This window comes from Carnobacterium funditum DSM 5970 (genome assembly GCF_000744185.1).
GTDB classification, from domain to species: Bacteria; Bacillota; Bacilli; order Lactobacillales; family Carnobacteriaceae; genus Carnobacterium_A; species Carnobacterium_A funditum.
On the sequence record NZ_JQLL01000001.1, the window covers coordinates 1,015,761 to 1,034,787 of the forward strand.

Below are 19,027 nucleotides of genomic sequence, written 5' to 3' on the forward strand. Positions count from 1 at the left end.
TATAAAAGAACGATTTCTCAGTTAATCATTTATTATTAATTACAGTGTTGTTTGAATCCACCAATTGTAAATTTGTTTAGATAAAACTGGTGTATTCTCTACTATCATTTGCGCTAAACTGCTATCATTAAAAGCATTTTGAATAGAGTCATAAGGCAACATGGTTAACAAGATTAGCGCCAAGAAGATTCCTGTATAGGAAACAATAAAGGCTAATGCTGCTCCACCTAATGAATTAAGCTGCTTTATTACTGGTATATACGTTAATGAATTTAATAAACCTCCAATAAACCTTGTCAAAAGCCAACCAACAAATAAGATTAACACAAAAGCAACGCCATTATAAAAAGCTTGGTCTAGACTAAATCCTAATGCTTGATTATAAAATGAAAACTGTGTTCCTTCTGAAGCTGCTGGATAAGGAATGAGCAAATTTAATCTCGCTCCTAGTGCTTTATAGTATTGTGATGCTACAAAATAAGAAATAAAATAACCAGTCGTCAGTACAAGTTGTAACACTAATCCTCTTCTAGCACCTCCATAAGCACCTAATGCTAGAATAATTAATATAGCAATCGTCATCATCAATTTTACCACCCTCTTTAATCAAAAATCTATCTGATTTCTTCCTGATTCTCTTTTAGTTTAATTTCCATTTCGTTTAACTTACTTTGAATTTCATCCAGTTTAATTTGCATATTAAATTGATCAGAAACAGCATTAACTGCTGCTAAAACTGCACGTCTCTCTGGATCCAAATCTTTAGACAAAGATTCAATTTGACGCATCTGTGTATTAACTGTTTCAGCTACCATTTTTAAGTGAGCTTCAGAGCGTGCGCCGATAATGGTGTATGTTTTTCCTGCAATCGTTGCTTTATAACGAATTTTCCCTTGAGACATTACGAACCCCTCCTAAAAACCACATTTCCTTTATTTTACCATGAAAGATAAAAGAGTGACACTTCTTTTCTTTAACTTTTTTACTTAGACAGTGTTCTGCCATAAATGAAGCTCAGTATCTCATGGCTTCTCTTTCTATAGTAAAGCCTCTGTAAAACATACTTTCTTAGTCTTTACCAGATTATCCTTTTAGAGCTGTCATTTGCAAACCTAATGCCATATTAAATAGCCGATTCTTTATACTATAATACTATTCAGACTATTTTTTTTCATCAGAAAGGATGACTAAATTTATGTCCAATGAAGTATTAACTGTCTCCCCTCACACGTTAGAAGAAATGAAAAAATAGTATCCAACTGTTTTAAAAACTACAACTCCACCTGGTGGATTATTTGCAGCTAAAAAGAACACGATTAATATCACTACTTATCTCTCAGGGAAAGTCTTGTTCCAGGGTGCTAAAGCGCAACAAGAAACCTCTCTTTGGGCTGATAAAAGTAGCCAAGTCACGTCTAGTAAAAAAAATATAAAAGATCTAAACACTCCTTTACCGAAAAGTTTTGACCACTGGTCCGTTGTCGGGAGTGATGAAGTTGGTAATGGCCGTTGTTTTGGACCGTTAACTGTGGTTGCTGCTTATGTCGATAAAAGTCAATTTCCATTATTGAAAGAATTAGGTGTCAGGGATTCGAAAGATATGAAAGATTCTGAAATCATCCGGGTTGCTTCTGATTTAATCACTTTTCTTCCTCATAGTTTGTTGACTGTCATGCCACAAAAATACAATGCGATTCAACCCACTATGACTCAAGGTAAAATGAAAGCTGTTTTACATAACCAAGCTCTTGGACATATTTTAACCTAGTTGCAGCCTATTGTACCCGATGGCATTTTAATTGATCAATTTGAATTGCCTTCTACTTACTTTAAGCATATCCAAGATCAGCCCAATCAAATAGAAAAAATCTCTATTTCCAAACTAAAGGAGAAAGTCATCATTTAGCGGTTGCAGCTGCCTCTATCATTGCTCGTTATGCTTTTTTAAACAGTTTGAAATCGATGACAAAAGAGGCTGGCGTCACCATACCATCAGGAGCCGGAAGCAACGTCGATATAATTGCCGCTAAGTTACTTAAACGTGGTGGATTACCTTTGTTGGGGAAATATGCTGAATTGCCTTTTGCCAATACACAAAAAGCTCGAAAAATAGCTAGCCTTTAATAGAAAATAAGTTGTTGAAAAGTAGCCTTTTCTTTCTTATTAGCAAGAAAGAAAAGGCTACTTTTAGTTGTTTTTATTTTTAGTGTACAGATAAATAGGTATCCCTGATAAAGTTAATAATGTTCCCAACAACGCATTTCCAGGTTGTACAATGATTGTATTAAAGATAATATAAAACCCGCCAAATATTGCCACTAAAGGAATGACTGGATAAAGCGGTACTCGATACGGTCTATCAATATCAGGTTTGGTTTTCCTTAAAATAATAACCGCAATAAAAGTTAACGTAATGAAAATCCAGATAACAAAAATAATTAAATCCGTTAACTGATTGAACTGACCTGTCAAAATCATAATAATAGAAATACCTAAAATTACTAAACCACCATTTACTGGAACATTTGTCCGTTTGCTTACTTTACTGAACCACTCGCTAAAAGGAAGCATTTTTTGAGTCGCTAGTACGTACGGAATTCGAATACCTGAAATAGCGTACCCATTCATTCCGCCAAAAACAGAAATTAAAATCCCAATGGTCACTAACTTCCCGCCCACTCCGGCAAATAACTTAGAAGCAACCAATGCAGCTGGTGTATCTGTGCTAGCAAGTTGTGAGCTATCTAAAACAAATAAATAAGCAACATTAATCATTAAATACACTGCCATAACAATCGAAATCCCACCAATAATGACTCTAGGCAACATCTTCCCTGGATTTTTCATTTCACCTGCTAAAGTTCCTACATTAATCCAACCATCATAAGCAAACAAAGTTGCCACTAAGGCCGAACCTAATCCTGTAGCAACAGGATGATTTGCAGCAGAAAAAGGCAACAAACGGACGACTCCACCACCCGGATACAACAAGCCGGCTATAATAATAACGATAATCGGAATTAACTTTAAAATAGTTGCAGCTGTTTGAATACGACCACTGTACTTTGTCCCCAAAAAATTAATAAACATAACAAACACAGCTGTTATAATAGCGACAGAAACAATACTTGTATCTGATAATTCAAATAAACTGCTAACTTGTGTAGCAAAAATAATAGCCAATGCTCCGATATTTGCTGGATAATAGACAATCATTTGTGCCCATCCAACTAAGAACCCAACCCATCTTCCATAAACTTTTTCTAAATAAATCATCATTCCGCCTGTTTCAGGATAAATCGTTCCAATTTCTGCAACGGTTAACCCTCCAGCTATCGTAATCAGACCACCTAGGAACCAAGCTAACAAACCCACACCTGGTGCACCTGCTGCGCCATAGACAGCAGTAGGTTTGAAGAAAATACCGGCTCCAATAACAGTTCCAACTACTACTGTTAAAGCAGTTAATCCTGTAACTTCTTTTTTTAATTGTCCATCTCTCATATTTCACCCTCTTTTTCATTTTAAAAATAGTTTTTTATTAGCTTAACACAGGCGCCATACCTCGGCTATCTTTTTCATGATTTTTTATTCTAATAATAAAAAGAAGCTTTGCCGTTAAAGCAAAACTTCTCTATATTTTCAAAAAATCAAACTCTATCTAATAACTGCATCGTATTGCTCAACTAACGCTTGTGTTACTTTCTCAAAAGCTTTCGTAACGTCTTCTTCTATTAATGTGTCAGTTGGATTCAAATAAGATAAGGTATAAGCTAATGATTTTTTACCTTCTTCAATTTTGTCTCCTTGATATAAATCGAATAATCGAACGTTTCTTAGATATTTTCCACCTTTTTCAGAAATCAGTTCTGTTAATTGTTGATTGGTAATGGTTTCATCTACTAACAAAGCCATATCTCTTGTCATCCCTGGATATTTTGGTATTCCAGCATAAATAGTTGGGTGTTTTTCACCTTCAATAATGGGTTGTAAGTTTAATTCGAAAATATATGTTTCTTTTACATCATACTCTTTAGCCATTAAAGGATGAACTTGACCGATAAAACCAATTGACTGCTCCCCTAAATAAATGGCTGCTGTTCTTCCCGGATGCATACCTTCAAGGTTTTTATCCGTTACAAACGTTAATGGTTCAGTTAAGCCATATGTTTCAAATAGCCCTTCTAAAATCCCTTTTAAATCAAAGAAATCTACTTTTCTGGCTTTTTCTTGCCAATTGCTATCTACTAATGAACCAGTTAAAACACCAGCAAGATGTTCTTCTTCTATTGGCAACAGACTGCCTTCTCTTTTATAAAAAACGCGGCCAATTTCATATAAAGCGACATCCATATTTTTGCGAGCACTATTATAATGTACATTATCTAACAAGCCACTAATAAGGTTCATTCTTAATGTGCTACGATCTTCACTCATTGGAAAATCAAGTTTAGTCGAATTGCTCTCTTTCATTAGGAATTGTTCAGCTTTTTGGGGAGTTGTTAAAACATAACTAATGGCTTGAGACAATCCTGCTCCTTCTAAATAATGTCTAGTATGGCGCATAAGACGTTGTTTATCATCTAATTCCCCTGGAGTTGATTCAATAACTGGCAGTGTAGAAGGTAGATTATCGTAGCCATAAATGCGAGCGACTTCTTCTAATAAATCAGCCTCGATAGAGATATCCCATCGACGTGGTGGGATAGAAACTTCAAACAACTCATTTTTTTCAGTAACTTTAAAGCCTAAACGATTAAAAATTGATAAGACCTCGTCTGTCTGAATAGCTGTTCCTAATGAACGATTCAACTTAGCTAATGTGATTGTAACAACTGCATCTTTCACATACAAATCAGAGACAACAGCTGTCCCACTAACAACACTACCACCAGCTAGTTCGCTCATCAACGCCGCCGCATGAGCACTTGCAGTTAAGATAGATCCTTGGTTAATTCCTTTTTCGTAACGTGAGCTACTTTCGCTACGCAAATCAAGTTTTTTTGCCGTTTTGCGAATGGAAACTGGTTCAAATAAAGCTGACTCTAACGCGATATTCACCGTGTCTTCTTGAATTTCTGTTCCCAATCCACCCATAACACCTGCCAATGCAACAGGCTTTTCTCCATTTGTAATCACAATAGTTTCGTTTGTTAATTGACGTGATTCGCTATCTAAAGTCTCCAACTGCTCATCAGTTGTTGCGCGACGAACAAGAATAGTCTTTGATTCTAATCGGTCGTAATCAAATGCATGCAAAGGTTGTCCATATTCTAATAACATATAGTTCGTAATATCGACTATGTTATTTAACGGACGAATGCCCGCATTCATTAACTTCGTTTGAAGCCACATTGGACTTTCAGCAATTTTTACGCCTTTAATCATTCGCATACTGTAAAAAGGTGTATCCTTTTTATCCTCAACAGCTACTTTTATATAGTCTTCTATTTTTTCATTTTCATTTTCATTTAATGAAAAGTCTTTAAAAATAGGTTTTCTATCATAAATGGCTCCTACTTCGTAAGCCACTCCTCTCATACTCAACGCATCTGCTCTATTAGGCGTAATCGATAAGTCCAAGATAGCATCATCCATTGCTAGGTATGAAAAAACACTTTCTCCCGGAACGGCTTCGCTAGGTAATACATAAATGCCATCTGCATATTTCTTAGGAACGACTTTTTCAGAGAAACCTAGTTCTGATAGCGAACAAATCATTCCGTGTGATACTTGTCCTCGCATTTTACCTTTTTTGATTTTAGTGTTCCCTGTAATTCTTGAACCCGGTAAAGCTACAATAATTTTTTGTCCGGTTGCGATATTTGGAGCTCCACAAACAATTTGTGATAATTCTTCTTCGCCAATATCCACTTGACAGACATGTAAGTGATCAGAATCAGGATGATCCTCCACTTTTACAGCATGACCAACAACTATTTTTTTTAAGCCCGTTTCTGGAACAAAAACATCTTCTACTTCGATTCCCGTCCGTGACATTTTATCTGCTAAGCCTTCAGGTGTAATACCTGTTAAATCTAGATATTCTGATAACCATTGATACGATACATTCATAAGTTTACTCCTTCACCTTAAATTGATTTAGAAAACGAACATCATTTTGATAAAAATGTCTGATATCATCGATTCCATATTTTAACATTGCTACACGATCAGGTCCTAAACCAAAAGCAAAACCACTATACTTAGCAGAATCGATTCCAGCCATCTCTAAAACATTCGGATGAACCATACCTGAACCTAAAATTTCAATCCAACCCGTCTGCTTGCAAACATTACAGCCAGATCCGCCACATTTAAAACAGCTCACATCAACCTCTACTGAGGGTTCAGTAAATGGGAAGTAACTTGGTCTTAATCTAATTTCACGTTCAGCACCATATAATTTTTTAGCAAAAACTTCTAATGTGCCTTTTAAATCTGCCATCGTAATATCTTCTGAAATTACAAGACCTTCAATTTGATGAAATTGATGGGAGTGAGTAGCATCATCACTATCACGGCGATAAACTTTACCAGGACTAATCATTTTTAGTGGTCCCTCAGAAAAATCATGCTTTTCCATCGTTCTAGCTTGTACCGGTGACGTATGTGTGCGTAATAATGTATCATCCGTAATATAAAAAGTGTCTTGCATATCACGAGCTGGGTGATGTTTAGGTAAATTCATTCGCTCGAAATTGTATTTATCTTCTTCTACTTCTGGCCCTTCAATAACTTGATAACCCATACCAATGAATAAGTCTTCAATTTCTTCCATAATTTGTGTTAAAACATGTGATTGCCCAGTTGGTACATGATTCCCAGGTAATGTTACGTCAATTGCTTCATTAGCTAAATCGTGGTTGATTTTTTCCATTTCCAATACTGCTTTGCGGCTTTCCAATTGTACAGCTATGGCATCACGTACTTCATTCGCTGCTGAACCAATCATTGGTCGTTCTTGTGCTGATACATCTTTCATTCCTCTAAGTACTTCAGTGATTGGACCTTTTTTCCCTAAATAAGCTACTCGCACATGATCAAGTAAAGATAGGCTTTCAGCTTGTGCGATTTTTTCAAGTGCTTCTTCTTTCAACACATCTAATTTCTTTTTCAACTCCATATATGTTCTCCTTTTAGTGCATTATTTTAACTATTTTTGAACGCAAAAAAAGCCCTATCCCAAAAAGGGACGAGGCTACGATTCGCGGTACCACCCTTGTTTAGATTTATAAACTAGCCTAAATCTACACTTCATTTTACATAACGGTGTATACCGGACCTTTTTTCATTACCTAAAAAGTAAATTCCAAAGTCAACTAAGGAAGTGAATGTTCATTTGGTAATCTAGACAAATGCTTTCAGCCCGAGGCATCTGTTCTCTTTTTTAGACTATTCCAAATTACTTTTTTCCATTATCATTTTTATTTATATTTATTATCATTTTGCTTCTCATCCAGTTTACCTAAATGCTAACGGAGAGTCAAGCAGTTCCTAGGCTTACGGTTCAACAATACAGACCCATTCATCTGCCCAACTTTGAACAGCATTCATGACATTTTTTAAATCTTTTCCTTTTTTAGTCAAACTATAAGCAACACGCATTGTTGCATTTGGATCAACTGTTCGCAAGACTAATCCTTCTTGTTCTAATTCTTTTAAGCGTTCTACTAACACTCGGTCACTAACGTTAGGTATAGCAGCGGCAATGTTTTTAAAACGTTGAGGACCTTCTAACAATACATCAATGATTAGACCCATCCATTTTTTCCCTAAAATAGAAAAAGTGTGCTCAAACTTAGGGCAAATTTCTTTTTGTTTAGACTCACTTTCGGTTCTTTGATCTACTTCTTTTATTGTCATAGTGTTTATTCACCTCTTTTGATGTATTATATCATTTTTGGTTATTCATAGTAAGTAATCTGTTTATTTTTCGCTTACCTTTTATAGTATCTCATTTTTAATACTTGTTACACTTGATTTACCTCAGAAAAAAAGTTTTCTCAGCTAGTTGAATAATGAGAAAACTTTTTTCATTTGATTAAGTTAGTCTCTTAGTATTAGAAATCCAGTTAATAGAAATCTAGGCTTGAGCAGGTTTTAATCTTGCCCACACATTCTTTATTCGATTATGCACTTTTCCAGATAAAGGAACAGCTACTTCTTTTACAGCACAATACTTATCTACAAAAGTTACGATATAGCTTTCTTTATACTTTGGTAAAGCGACTGTTGCTAACCACATATGTTTAATAATGATGTCACACTCTAACGCACTTAATTCAGTAATCTTTTTAGCATTCTCACAAGCTATACGTGGATGAACATAAGCATGGGTTCCTTCATCAAATTTCGTTGTTCTCCAATCATAGTAAAACAAATCATGAAGCAAACCAGCACGTGCAGTTGATTTAGCGTCCAAGCCATATCGTTTTGCAATACGATAACTAAGATAAGAAACACTGATTGAATGTTCCAGACGTGTTGTAAAGTGATGTTGTGTGTATTGATTTAATTGTTTTACTTCTTCACGATCAAGTAAGTCTTCAATTAAGGACACGTATTCTAAATCTTGTTTCCATCTTGGTTCAGACATTCAAAGACTTCCTTTTCTATTCTATAGAGTTCAGGAATTTCTTCCTATTAAACCATATGATACACTTTTTTTAAAAAATGAAAAGTATAACAATACTAATTTAATCGCTATAAACAAAACTTAATAAATTGGACATATTTATGAAAGAGTCCTTATTTTGTTAAGGCAAACATTAGAATACCCGCAGCTACAGCTACGTTCAATGATTCTGCTTGCCCCATGATTGGAATGTATAGATTCTTAGTTGTTTTTTCTAGTAATTCTTTGCTCATCCCGTTTCCTTCATTCCCCATTACCACAGCAAATTTTGATTGTGGTGTAATGTCTCTATAAGAAACAGCTAATTCATTCAACTCGGTTCCATATACGGGAAATCCAGCATTCTGAAATAACTCAAACCAATCAGACAAATCATCTTGATAAATAGGCAAATGAAAATGACTTCCTTGCATAGAACGAATAACCTTATTGTTATATAAATCAACGGTTCCTTTACCTAGAACAACACCGCCAAAACCCGCTGCATCAGCTGTTCGAATCATTGTTCCAAGATTCCCTGGATCTTGAACATTATCTAAAAATAAATACGGTTTCTCAAGTACTGGTTCTTCGGGGACACTATTTTTTTTAACAACAGCAAATATCCCTTGTGTTGTTTGTGTTTCACTTAACTGTTTAGAAACTTCTTGCGAAACTAAAACCATTTTATTTTCAGGTAAAGAGGTTGCTACCATTTCTTTAGCATCTTCACTAAGCATTACTTCCAAGATGAGTGCTTTATTTTTAATCGCCTCATCTATCAGATGAAAGCCTTCAATCAGATAGGTACCCACTTTTTCTCGCCCTTTTTTTGTTTGCAACTTTTTCCACATTTTTACTCGTTCATTTTTGACTGATACGATTGTCTCCATCTTTTTTAATCCTCCAGTTCGTACAAATCACTTGCTCTTTCATTCTACTAAAAAAACCTCTCTTTTTACAGAGAGGTTTCCTATTTTTTGTTTTTTATAATCCTAAATAAGATGCTGGATTGACTCGAGTACCATTCACATATACTTCAAAATGAAGATGGACACCTGTTGATGCACCCGTCGTACCCATTATTCCTAATTGTTGCCCTTGAGAAACATTTTGTCCTGGTGCTACGGCTAAACTACCTGAAACCATGTGCGCATAAAGTGTTTTTAAGCCATTGCCATGATTAATTATAACATGATTTCCCCAACCTGAACCATAACCGGCCACTTCAATTACTCCACTTTGAGCAGCGATGATAGCTCCACTTCCACCAAAGTCCGTTCCACCATGTAATTTACTCTCTCCAGTAATTGGGTGAATACGATACCCAAATTGAGAGGTTACTACGCCATTACTTGGACGGATAAAGCCTGAACCATTACTAGAACTACTCGCTACACTGTTTGGTTTCGTCGTTTCTGCTTGTGGTGCTTGTGGTGCTTTTGATGCTTGTGGTGCTTTTGATGCTTGTGGTGCTTTTGATGCTTGTGGTGCTTTTGATGCTTGTGGTGCTTTTGATGCTTGTGGTGCTTTTGATGCTTGTGGTGCTTTTGATGCTTGTGGTGCTTTTGTATTATTTTTTGAAGAGGCTGCTAATTTTTGTTCTTCTTGTTTAGCCGCTTTTTCAGCGGCTTTTTCTGCAACTGCTCTAGCTTGTGCTTGACGGGCTTTTTCTGCTTCAAAAATCCGTTGTTTTTCTTGTTGAAGTTCTTTAGATAAAACACTAGTTTTTGTAGCGACTACTTTTTGTTCATCCACAAATGTGTTTTTTTCATTTTCTGTCATATTGTATTGAACAGCTAGTTGAACAATGTGATCATCCATTTCAGCTTTTTGAGCGACTAAGTTATTTTTAGTTACTTCAATATTACTTTTTAATTTTTCTATCGCTACTTTTTCATTTTTTGCTTCTTTTTCATTTACTTCTAATGTGGCTTTATCATTCTCTTGTTCAGTTACTATTTCTTTGTTAGCTGACACTAATTGATTGATTATGCCGACACGCCCAATTAAATCTGATAAACTCTCAGAAGAAATCACCATTTCTACCATATTAGATGCTTTACCATCTGTTTGGATAACACGAGCTTGGTTTTGTAATTTTTCTTCTCGTTGTGCAATCAGTTCTTTTAAAGTTTCAATTTCTTTTTGTAATTTCTCGATTTTTTCTTTTGATTCTTTCAATTTTTTCTCTTGTTCGTGTAATTTGATAACCACTTCATCTATATTAGATTGTAGTTTTTTTACATCATTTTCTATCTCAGTTTTTTTTGATTCTAAGCTATCCATTTTATTTTCTTGGGTTTTTATTTTAGAATTTAAGTCATTTGATTTAGTTTCAAGTTCTTGTCTTTGTTTTTCTAAGCTTTGAACACTCTCAGCATTCACCATTGTTGGCATTACAAAAGGACCTGCAAGCAACATCGCTGCAATTAATCCAGTAGTTAGTTTCTTTTTCAAAAAATGTACCCCCCATGAATCTATATGATTAATCTTTCTTATTTTTCTCAACTTTGTAAGTATAACATCATTGTATAAAATAAACGATACTATTAAAGTAACAATTTCACAGTACTATTACAAACAGATTAAATAACTAATTACTTTTAATCTCCTTTTTTTGTTTGCAACTTTTTCCACATTTTTACTCGTTCATTTTTGACTGATACGATTGTCTCCATCTTTTTTAATCCTCCAGTTCGTACAAATCACTTGCTCTTTCATTCTACTAAAAAAACCTCTCTTTTTACAGAGAGGTTTCCTATTTTTTGTTTTTTATAATCCTAAATAAGATGCTGGATTGACTCGAGTACCATTCACATATACTTCAAAATGAAGATGGACACCTGTTGATGCACCCGTCGTACCCATTATTCCTAATTGTTGCCCTTGAGAAACATTTTGTCCTGGTGCTACGGCTAAACTACCTGAAACCATGTGCGCATAAAGTGTTTTTAAGCCATTGCCATGATTAATTATAACATGATTTCCCCAACCTGAACCATAACCGGCCACTTCAATTACTCCACTTTGAGCAGCGATGATAGCTCCACTTCCACCAAAGTCCGTTCCACCATGTAATTTACTCTCTCCAGTAATTGGGTGAATACGATACCCAAATTGAGAGGTTACTACGCCATTACTTGGACGGATAAAGCCTGAACCATTACTAGAACTACTCGCTACACTGTTTGGTTTCGTCGTTTCTGCTTGTGGTGCTTTTGATGCTTGTGGTGCTTTTGTATTATTTTTTGAAGAGGCTGCTAATTTTTGTTCTTCTTGTTTAGCCGCTTTTTCAGCGGCTTTTTCTGCAACTGCTCTAGCTTGTGCTTGACGGGCTTTTTCTGCTTCAAAAATCCGTTGTTTTTCTTGTTGAAGTTCTTTAGATAAAACACTAGTTTTTGTAGCAACTACTTTTTGTTCATCCACAAATGTGTTTTTTTCATTTTCTGTCATATTGTATTGAACAGCTAGTTGAACAATGTGATCATCCATTTCAGCTTTTTGAGCGACTAAGTTATTTTTAGTTACTTCAATATTACTTTTTAATTTTTCTATCGCTACTTTTTCATTTTTTGCTTCTTTTTCATTTACTTCTAATGTGGCTTTATCATTCTCTTGTTCAGTTACTATTTCTTTGTTAGCTGACACTAATTGATTGATTATGCCGACACGCCCAATTAAATCTGATAAACTCTCAGAAGAAATCACCATTTCTACCATATTAGATGCTTTACCATCTGTTTGGATAACACGAGCTTGGTTTTGTAATTTTTCTTCTCGTTGTGCAATCAGTTCTTTTAAAGCTTCAATTTCTTTTTGTAATTTCTCGATTTTTTCTTTTGATTCTTTCAATTTTTTCTCTTGTTCGTGTAATTTGATAACCACTTCATCTATATTAGATTGTAGTTTTTTTACATCATTTTCTATCTCAGTTTTTTTTGATTCTAAGCTATCCATTTTATTTTCTTGGGTTTTTATTTTAGAATTTAAGTCATTTGATTTAGTTTCAAGTTCTTGTCTTTGTTTTTCTAAGCTTTGAACACTCTCAGCATTCACCATTGTTGGCATTACAAAAGGACCTGCAAGCAACATCGCTGCAATTAATCCAGTAGTTAGTTTCTTTTTCAAAAAATGTACCCCCCCATGAATCTATATGATTAATTTTTCTCATTTTTCTCAACTTTGTAAGTATAACATCATTGTATAAAATAAACGATACTATTAAAGTAACAATTTCACGAGTACTATTACAAACAGATTAAATAACTAATTACTTTTAACCTCCTTTTCTCCAGTACTTTGCAGGATAAATTAAGCATAGCAATTAAAGTTCTTTTGTTATATTATATAAAAGAGAATTCTATCTGCTATTAAGTAGTCCATGCTGTTATTTAAGCATGTCATTTGAATTGTAAGAAAAAAAGGGGGTACGAAATGAACAGGAAAAAGAAAAGAAGCTTTGTTTTAATAATACTTATCTTATTCACATTTGGTGGTGGGATAAGTTTCTATCAACACACTATAAATGTACAAGCGAAAGAAGACCAAAAAGAAGTAGAAAACGCACTAACATTGGCAAAAAAAACGACGAACCTTTTATATTTGACTGACAAAACAGAGCTCTTGAGTGACTCAATTACACAAGAAAAAATCCAAGAAGCCGAACATTCTCTTAAAATTTTATCTGCTTTAACATTAAACGAAACACAACAAAAGTATTTAAATAACCTTTCACAACAGGTAAATGATGCTACGCAGATGTTTACTATCCAATCTTCTATACATAAGAAATTTAAAGATGAAAAAATAATAAGTCATGATGTTGAATTTTCTAAAGAAGATAAAGATTTAATGTTGTTAAAAAAGAGGAAACCCCTTTTTGTTAAAAAAATTAGTGAGATTATTGAACAAAGTAAGAGGCAGCTTGCTATAAAACAAGAACTTAGTCACTTTTTTAAAGATTACGATAAACTTGAAGCAAAAGAAACTATCGCTCGCTCTGATTTTAACAGCTTCAAAGAAAAAGTTGATTCTTTGCCTAGCGAAACATTTAAATCAAGTTTAACTGAAGCTTTAGTTGCTGTCCAAAAAGCCATTGAAAAAAGAGCAGTAAAAGAAAGAGAAGTAAAAGAAGAAGAAGCTAAAATAGAAAAAGAGCGTGAAGAAGCAGAAAAAGAACACGAGATTGAGGCTGAAAAGACAAAAGAAACAGATAAAGATAAAGTTGCCTTTAATGATTCTAGTGTTTCAACTTCTGTCTCTAAAGAGACTACTCAAAGTCAAACAAGTTCTAAATCAATTGCCTCATCCAAGCAAGTCGTACCTGCTCAACAAACTGGAATTGAAGGGTTAATAGCACGCTCTTTAACTAGTCAATATACCGATCAAATCATAGGTGTTGTCGCAAATGGTTCAAGTTCAACCGTTTATGTATTTGAAAAAAATGGTGCCCAATGGCAGACCATCCTTTCTGTCCCAGGCCGTGTCGGTTATAATGGCGTAGGCAGTTCTTACGAGGGTTCTGGTCGTACTCCAAAAGGTGCTTATTCATTAGGTTTTGCATTCGGTACTGGTCCAAATCCAGGAACCATTTTAACTTATAAACAAATTACTGGGAATTCTTATTGGATCAGCAACCCTGATGATTCTCAATACAATACATGGCAAGAACGTTCTAGTTCTAGTTCTTTGGATGAACACATGAACGATTACCAAACACAGTATAAATACGGCATTACATTAAATTATAACAATGGTGTTAATGGTGGCAGCGCGTTTTTTGTGCATGTCAACGGAAATGGTGCAACAGCTGGATGTATTTCTGTATCTGAATCTAATATGCTTTACTTGATGCAACACATTAGAAATGGCGCTTATATTATTAATGTCACTAGCGAATCAGAATTAGCTCATTACTAATCCGGGTTTTCTCTTTCACTTACTCTATATAAAAAGGACTACAGAATTCCTTATTGGAATTTGTAGTCTTTTTTGTCCCCATTAATCACTTTGTTTACTATGTTTGTTTTTTTTACATTTTCACTTCCACTTGGCTTCCTTCAGTAGTTTTTGTTACTTCGATATGAACAGGTATTCGCATCTTTAATTCTTCCACATGTGAAATAATTCCAACAAGTCGACCTCTTTGGTTTAATTCATACAAGGTTTCGATTGCACTATCTAAAGAATCCGAATCCAAGGTTCCAAAACCTTCATCAATAAATAATGTATCTACACTCACTCCGCCACTATGATTTTGAATCACATCGCTTAGTCCTAATGCTAATGCTAACGAAGCCTTGAAACCTTCCCCGCCAGAGAGCGTTCTAACACTTCTTGTTTTACCCGTATAATTATCAAATACATCTAAATCCAAACCTTTAGCTCCGGTCCCTTTAACTTTTTCTTCTCTTCGTAATAAGGAATAGCGATTATTGGTCATTTGTGTAAATCGTAAATTCGCTGCCAGAATAATTTCCTCAAAGTAGATGGCTAAAACAAATCGTTCAAATGAAATGTAATCTGTCTCTTTAGAACCATTAGCTAACTCAGCTAATTCGCTGTACAACCTATATTTTTCTAATTGTATCTGCTTAGCTTCATATTGGTGCTTAATTTCTGTATTGGCCGTTTCGTACTTTTTGACTGTTCCAATTAGTTCTTCATATTTTTTATTTATCACAATTCGTTCATTTTCCTTTTGTTGATTTTCTAAATGGTAATCTTCAATGGATTGTCCGTCTTTTATGGCTGCTACTTTTTCTTTTTGCTTTGCATAGTTCGCTTGATTGACCCATAATTTTTGATCATAATCAAATACTTCTGTTGTTAATTCTTGTACTTGTTTTTCCTCTAACACATAGTCTTCAAATCGTCCATCAAATTCTGCTTCTTTTAGTTTCGTTTCAAATTCAATAGCAGCCGCTTCATAGCGCGTAGTACTATTTTCAAGTTGTGTTTCAAAAGAACCAATTCTTGTTTTATACTGTTCTTCTAATTTTTCTAGTTCAACTTTTTTATCTTGGTTTTTTTTATAAATATTTTCTATTTTCTGTGTTTCATCTATTAGCAACTGCAAGTTTTCTTGTACTTCTTTAAGTTCATTATACGTCAACTGACTTATGGCATCTTTGATTTCTTTTTTTATCTCTTCTATTCGGTTGTCATTATTTTGACTAGTAGAACGCAATTCTTGAATAGCCGATTCTACTTTTTTCTCTTGCTTTTGCGTGTTTTCTATTTGTTGTTTAACGGATTCTTCTCGTCTAACAACCTGTTCTAACCGTTTTATTTCATCATTGAGTTCTGTTTTTCTTGTTGTCCCCATTTTTAATTCTAACAGCAGCTGCTCCAACAATTCCTCAGCTTCATTAGAACGCACATTAAACAATCGTTCGTATTCTTTAATATGCTCATTTAAGTAACCCATTTCACTAGAAGCAACTGTATAGTTGTTATACTTCTGGTTTTTTTCACCTTCTACTGCTTCTAATTGTTCTTTTGACCCAACATCTTCTGATAAAATTGCTGGAACAGGATGATCTAGTGAACCACAAACCGGACATGCGGTATCTTTTTTTAACTCATTAGCTAATACCCCAGCAATATTTCGGTTATACGCTAGTTGTTGTTGTTGATAATTTTTTTCACTTTCTTGGTAATCGGTTTCTAACTTATTAAATAGAATGACTTGCTTGTTTTTTTGTTCTAAAATTTGAACCAAGTCTCTAAGACTATTTTGCCTAGTCGTTAATTCCGTAATTTTTTCTTTTAACTCATACGCATCCGTTTGTTTTTTAACTAGTTTAATTCTGGCTTGATAGATTTCTGCTGATAATTGCTTATTTTCATCTAACTGATTTCTTTGTTCTATTAATTTTGCTGTCTGTTCTTCAATCTCTATTTGTAATTCTTGATTGGCTACTTTTAAAGTTGTTATTTTGCTTTCTTTTACTTCAACTGCTTTTATATTCCGTTCTTCTTGTTTCAATTCATTGATTTTTTCTCTTTTTTCTGGCAAAAGTAAATAATTTTTTTCAGCTATTGTTGCCTCATTTTTATTTTCTATCCATGCAATTGCTGTTTTTGATAAGGCATTTTTTTCTGTTTCTACACTCTGCTGAAGCGCTTCTTTATCTACTAATGCTTTCTCTTGTTCTGCTTTGTAGACAACTAGTTTTTGTGCTTTTTCGTTCATCTCTATTTTTTTACGTTTTGCATCCATTTCTTCTTTTAGATCTGTCAACTCATGCTTTACCTGTTCCAATTGCTCTAATTCAGTTAAGTCCTTTATTCGTTCTTGGTTTTGCTGCATTTTTTTACGGAATCGTTCCATCTCATTTGTATAATTTTGAATGTTTTTTCTATAAATACTCAACGAATCTTCTAATTCAATCAACAATTGCTTAATGTCCATCAACTCAATTGCTTCAGCTAGCAAATGATTTTCTTGAGGATCAATTATACCTATAAATTTTTCCATCGTTTTATCACTTTGCTCAACTTCTAATCTTAAACGGCGAGCTTCTTCTTTCAAACTTGATTGAAAAGCCTTAATCGTATCTGTTTGGAAAATATTACGAAAAATCTTTTCTTTATCTGCACTATTGGATTCCAACATTTTTTTAAATTCGCCTTGAGGTAACATCACAATTTGCTTGAACTGTTCATAAGATAAAGAAAGCAACTCTTTAATTTCTTGATTGGCTTCATTTATTTTTGTTGTTACATTTTTACCATGAATAAATTCTACTTCAGGACTATATTTCTTAATTCTATGTTTCCCAGGACCCATTTGAGCGGGTGAACGCTTAATATAATACTGTTTACCCGCTAATTCAAATTCTAATTCAACATAGCAAAGATCATCATCAGTAGCGAACTGTGATTTAAATGAATCTTTTTCTCGACTTGTCCCACTTGCCTCATCATATAAAGCATAGGCAATCGCATCAAAAATAGTCGTTTTCCCAGCACCCGTTGGACCACTTACTAAAAAAAGTGTTTTTTGATTAAATTGAGTGAAATCAATTTCAACTTCCCCTTTATATGGGCCAAAAGCATTTAGTATTAACTTTAGTGGTCTCATTTATTCTCGTCCCCCTATTTCATGTAACGTGCTCTCGACTATTTCTTTACGATTAGTTGCTAGTTCTTTTTGTTTAAACTGTTGATAAAAATCACTAAACAAATCTTCTAGTGGCATCTCTTTCAAGCTTTTTTGATCATATTTTTTATAAATTTGACCCTCTTCTTTTTTTGCAGCATATTCTAAGCCCATTGCATTCGGAAATCTTCTGCGCAATTGGTTCATTGCATCCATCACATAATTTTCATCCTTTAACTCAAAAAAAACATAATCATCAGATTTTTGATTCATTAACTCCTTAAATAAGCCTTTAATAACGCGCATATCATGTAACGGTTTTAAATAAATCGGTTCAATTTCTACTTTACCCTCTTCTAACGTCACCAACGAGACTTGTTTCTTTTGGATTGCTTCTGATTTAGAATATTTTAAAATGGATCCACTGTAACGAATTCTATCGTGTTTAACTTTTTGTGGTTTGTGTAAGTGACCTAATGCCACATAATCAAAATCTTCAAACAATTCGACATTCACGTATTCTGCTGTCCCAATACTCAATGGACGTTCTGAATCGGTCGTTTCAGAGCTATCATCAGAGATGTTAATCACAAATCCATGAGCAATGATGATATTCGTTTCCTCTTTATTCATTGTTTGTTTTATCTTATTTAACTGAGCTTTAGTCGCGTCTTCTAAATTTTTTATTGAATCATCTTTTAATAATTCACGAATATAAACATGATCTGCAAATGGCAGTAAATAGAAATTAGTCCCTTGAACAGTTACTTTTCTCGTCTCTTCTTTAACTGTTCCTTCTATATAAAGGTTACTCGATTCGAACAAACTCGCACCATACTCAACGCGTTCATTGCTATCATGATTTCCTGCAATAATAAATACAGGGATTTTCACTTCATGAATCAAACGTGTTAACACTAAGTTTACTAGCGAAACAGCTTCTTTTGGTGGAAAGGCCCGATCATATAAATCACCTGCCATAATTAGCACATCAACTTCTAAAATTTTTAATTTTTCAATCAACTGGTTCAGAAAAAATTCTTGATCCTCTAACATGGATACTTCATTTACAATTTTCCCAATATGCCAATCTGCTGTATGTAATATACGCACTTATCTCGACCCCTATCTAATTTTCTTGTTCATTATTCTCAATTGATTCCTTTTATTTAGTCTACCACTTTTTTATTCCATTCAAAAGTTCTGATTTAGACGCTAGCAATTATTATCCATTCTCAAGAGTATACAAAGCCACTTTAATGCTGTTACTTTAAATTATGAAGCTATTTGGACAAAAATTA

At 34.2% G+C, this 19,027-nt stretch carries 13 protein-coding genes, 1 pseudogene and 1 other annotated feature; of the genes and pseudogenes, 2 read left to right on the top strand and 12 right to left on the bottom strand.

The window, feature by feature from the left end; genetic code table 11:
• Positions 1–39: 39 nt before the first annotated feature.
• Both BR44_RS04625 and BR44_RS04630 read right to left on the bottom strand, forming a co-directional pair.
• Positions 40–585, bottom strand: coding sequence for a CvpA family protein (locus BR44_RS04625; protein WP_034550906.1), 546 nt, complete (start codon positions 583–585; stop codon positions 40–42).
• Between the two features lie 29 nt (positions 586–614).
• The gene (locus BR44_RS04630) at positions 615–902 is read right to left on the bottom strand and encodes a cell division protein ZapA (RefSeq protein WP_034550908.1); all 288 of its coding nucleotides are present in this window, start codon (positions 900–902) and stop codon (positions 615–617) included.
• A 293-nt stretch (positions 903–1,195) separates the two neighbouring features.
• On the opposite strand from BR44_RS04630, the pseudogene rnhC reads away from it, so the two are divergent.
• A pseudogene (gene rnhC / locus BR44_RS04635) lies at positions 1,196–2,124 on the top strand (ribonuclease HIII).
• 63 nt (positions 2,125–2,187) lie between these two features.
• Here rnhC and BR44_RS04640 read toward each other — a convergent pair.
• The 8 genes from BR44_RS04640 to BR44_RS04675 all read right to left on the bottom strand — a co-directional run bounded on the left by BR44_RS04640 (position 2,188) and on the right by BR44_RS04675 (position 12,748).
• Positions 2,188–3,504 (bottom strand): APC family permease, encoded by a 1,317-nt coding sequence (locus BR44_RS04640; RefSeq protein WP_034550910.1) that lies wholly within the window; start codon positions 3,502–3,504, stop codon positions 2,188–2,190.
• A gap of 153 nt (positions 3,505–3,657) precedes the next feature.
• Positions 3,658–6,075: a phenylalanine--tRNA ligase subunit beta gene (gene pheT / locus BR44_RS04645; RefSeq protein WP_034550912.1), complete on the bottom strand. Its 2,418-nt coding sequence runs from the start codon at positions 6,073–6,075 to the stop codon at positions 3,658–3,660.
• 4 nt (positions 6,076–6,079) lie between these two features.
• A complete protein-coding gene (gene pheS, locus BR44_RS04650; protein WP_034550914.1) occupies positions 6,080–7,126 on the bottom strand; it encodes a phenylalanine--tRNA ligase subunit alpha in 1,047 nt (348 codons plus the stop codon).
• A 62-nt stretch (positions 7,127–7,188) separates the two neighbouring features.
• Positions 7,189–7,431, bottom strand: a binding site (T-box leader).
• Between the two features lie 72 nt (positions 7,432–7,503).
• Positions 7,504–7,866, bottom strand: a complete 363-nt coding sequence (locus BR44_RS04655; RefSeq protein ID WP_034550916.1) for a winged helix-turn-helix transcriptional regulator — start codon at positions 7,864–7,866, stop codon at positions 7,504–7,506.
• Positions 7,867–8,086: 220 nt separating this feature from the next.
• On the bottom strand, positions 8,087–8,599 hold the full coding sequence (locus tag BR44_RS04660) for an HD domain-containing protein (protein WP_034550918.1): 513 nt from the start codon (positions 8,597–8,599) through the stop codon (positions 8,087–8,089).
• 152 nt (positions 8,600–8,751) lie between these two features.
• Positions 8,752–9,510, bottom strand: a complete 759-nt coding sequence (locus BR44_RS04665) for a TrmH family RNA methyltransferase (protein ID WP_034550920.1) — start codon at positions 9,508–9,510, stop codon at positions 8,752–8,754.
• 94 nt (positions 9,511–9,604) lie between these two features.
• Positions 9,605–11,077, bottom strand: a complete 1,473-nt coding sequence (locus BR44_RS04670) for a peptidoglycan DD-metalloendopeptidase family protein (RefSeq protein ID WP_034550922.1) — start codon at positions 11,075–11,077, stop codon at positions 9,605–9,607.
• A 315-nt stretch (positions 11,078–11,392) separates the two neighbouring features.
• A complete protein-coding gene (locus BR44_RS04675; RefSeq protein ID WP_034550923.1) occupies positions 11,393–12,748 on the bottom strand; it encodes a peptidoglycan DD-metalloendopeptidase family protein in 1,356 nt (451 codons plus the stop codon).
• A gap of 306 nt (positions 12,749–13,054) precedes the next feature.
• Between BR44_RS04675 and BR44_RS11075 the strand changes: the two genes are divergently transcribed.
• Positions 13,055–14,539 (top strand): L,D-transpeptidase family protein, encoded by a 1,485-nt coding sequence (locus tag BR44_RS11075; protein ID WP_051912527.1) that lies wholly within the window; start codon positions 13,055–13,057, stop codon positions 14,537–14,539.
• 112 nt (positions 14,540–14,651) lie between these two features.
• On the opposite strand, the gene BR44_RS04685 is transcribed toward BR44_RS11075, so the two are convergent.
• Positions 14,652–17,708 (bottom strand): AAA family ATPase, encoded by a 3,057-nt coding sequence (locus BR44_RS04685; RefSeq protein WP_034550925.1) that lies wholly within the window; start codon positions 17,706–17,708, stop codon positions 14,652–14,654.
• A complete protein-coding gene (locus BR44_RS04690; RefSeq protein WP_034550927.1) occupies positions 17,709–18,839 on the bottom strand; it encodes an exonuclease SbcCD subunit D in 1,131 nt (376 codons plus the stop codon).
• Positions 18,840–19,027: the final 188 nt, after the last annotated feature.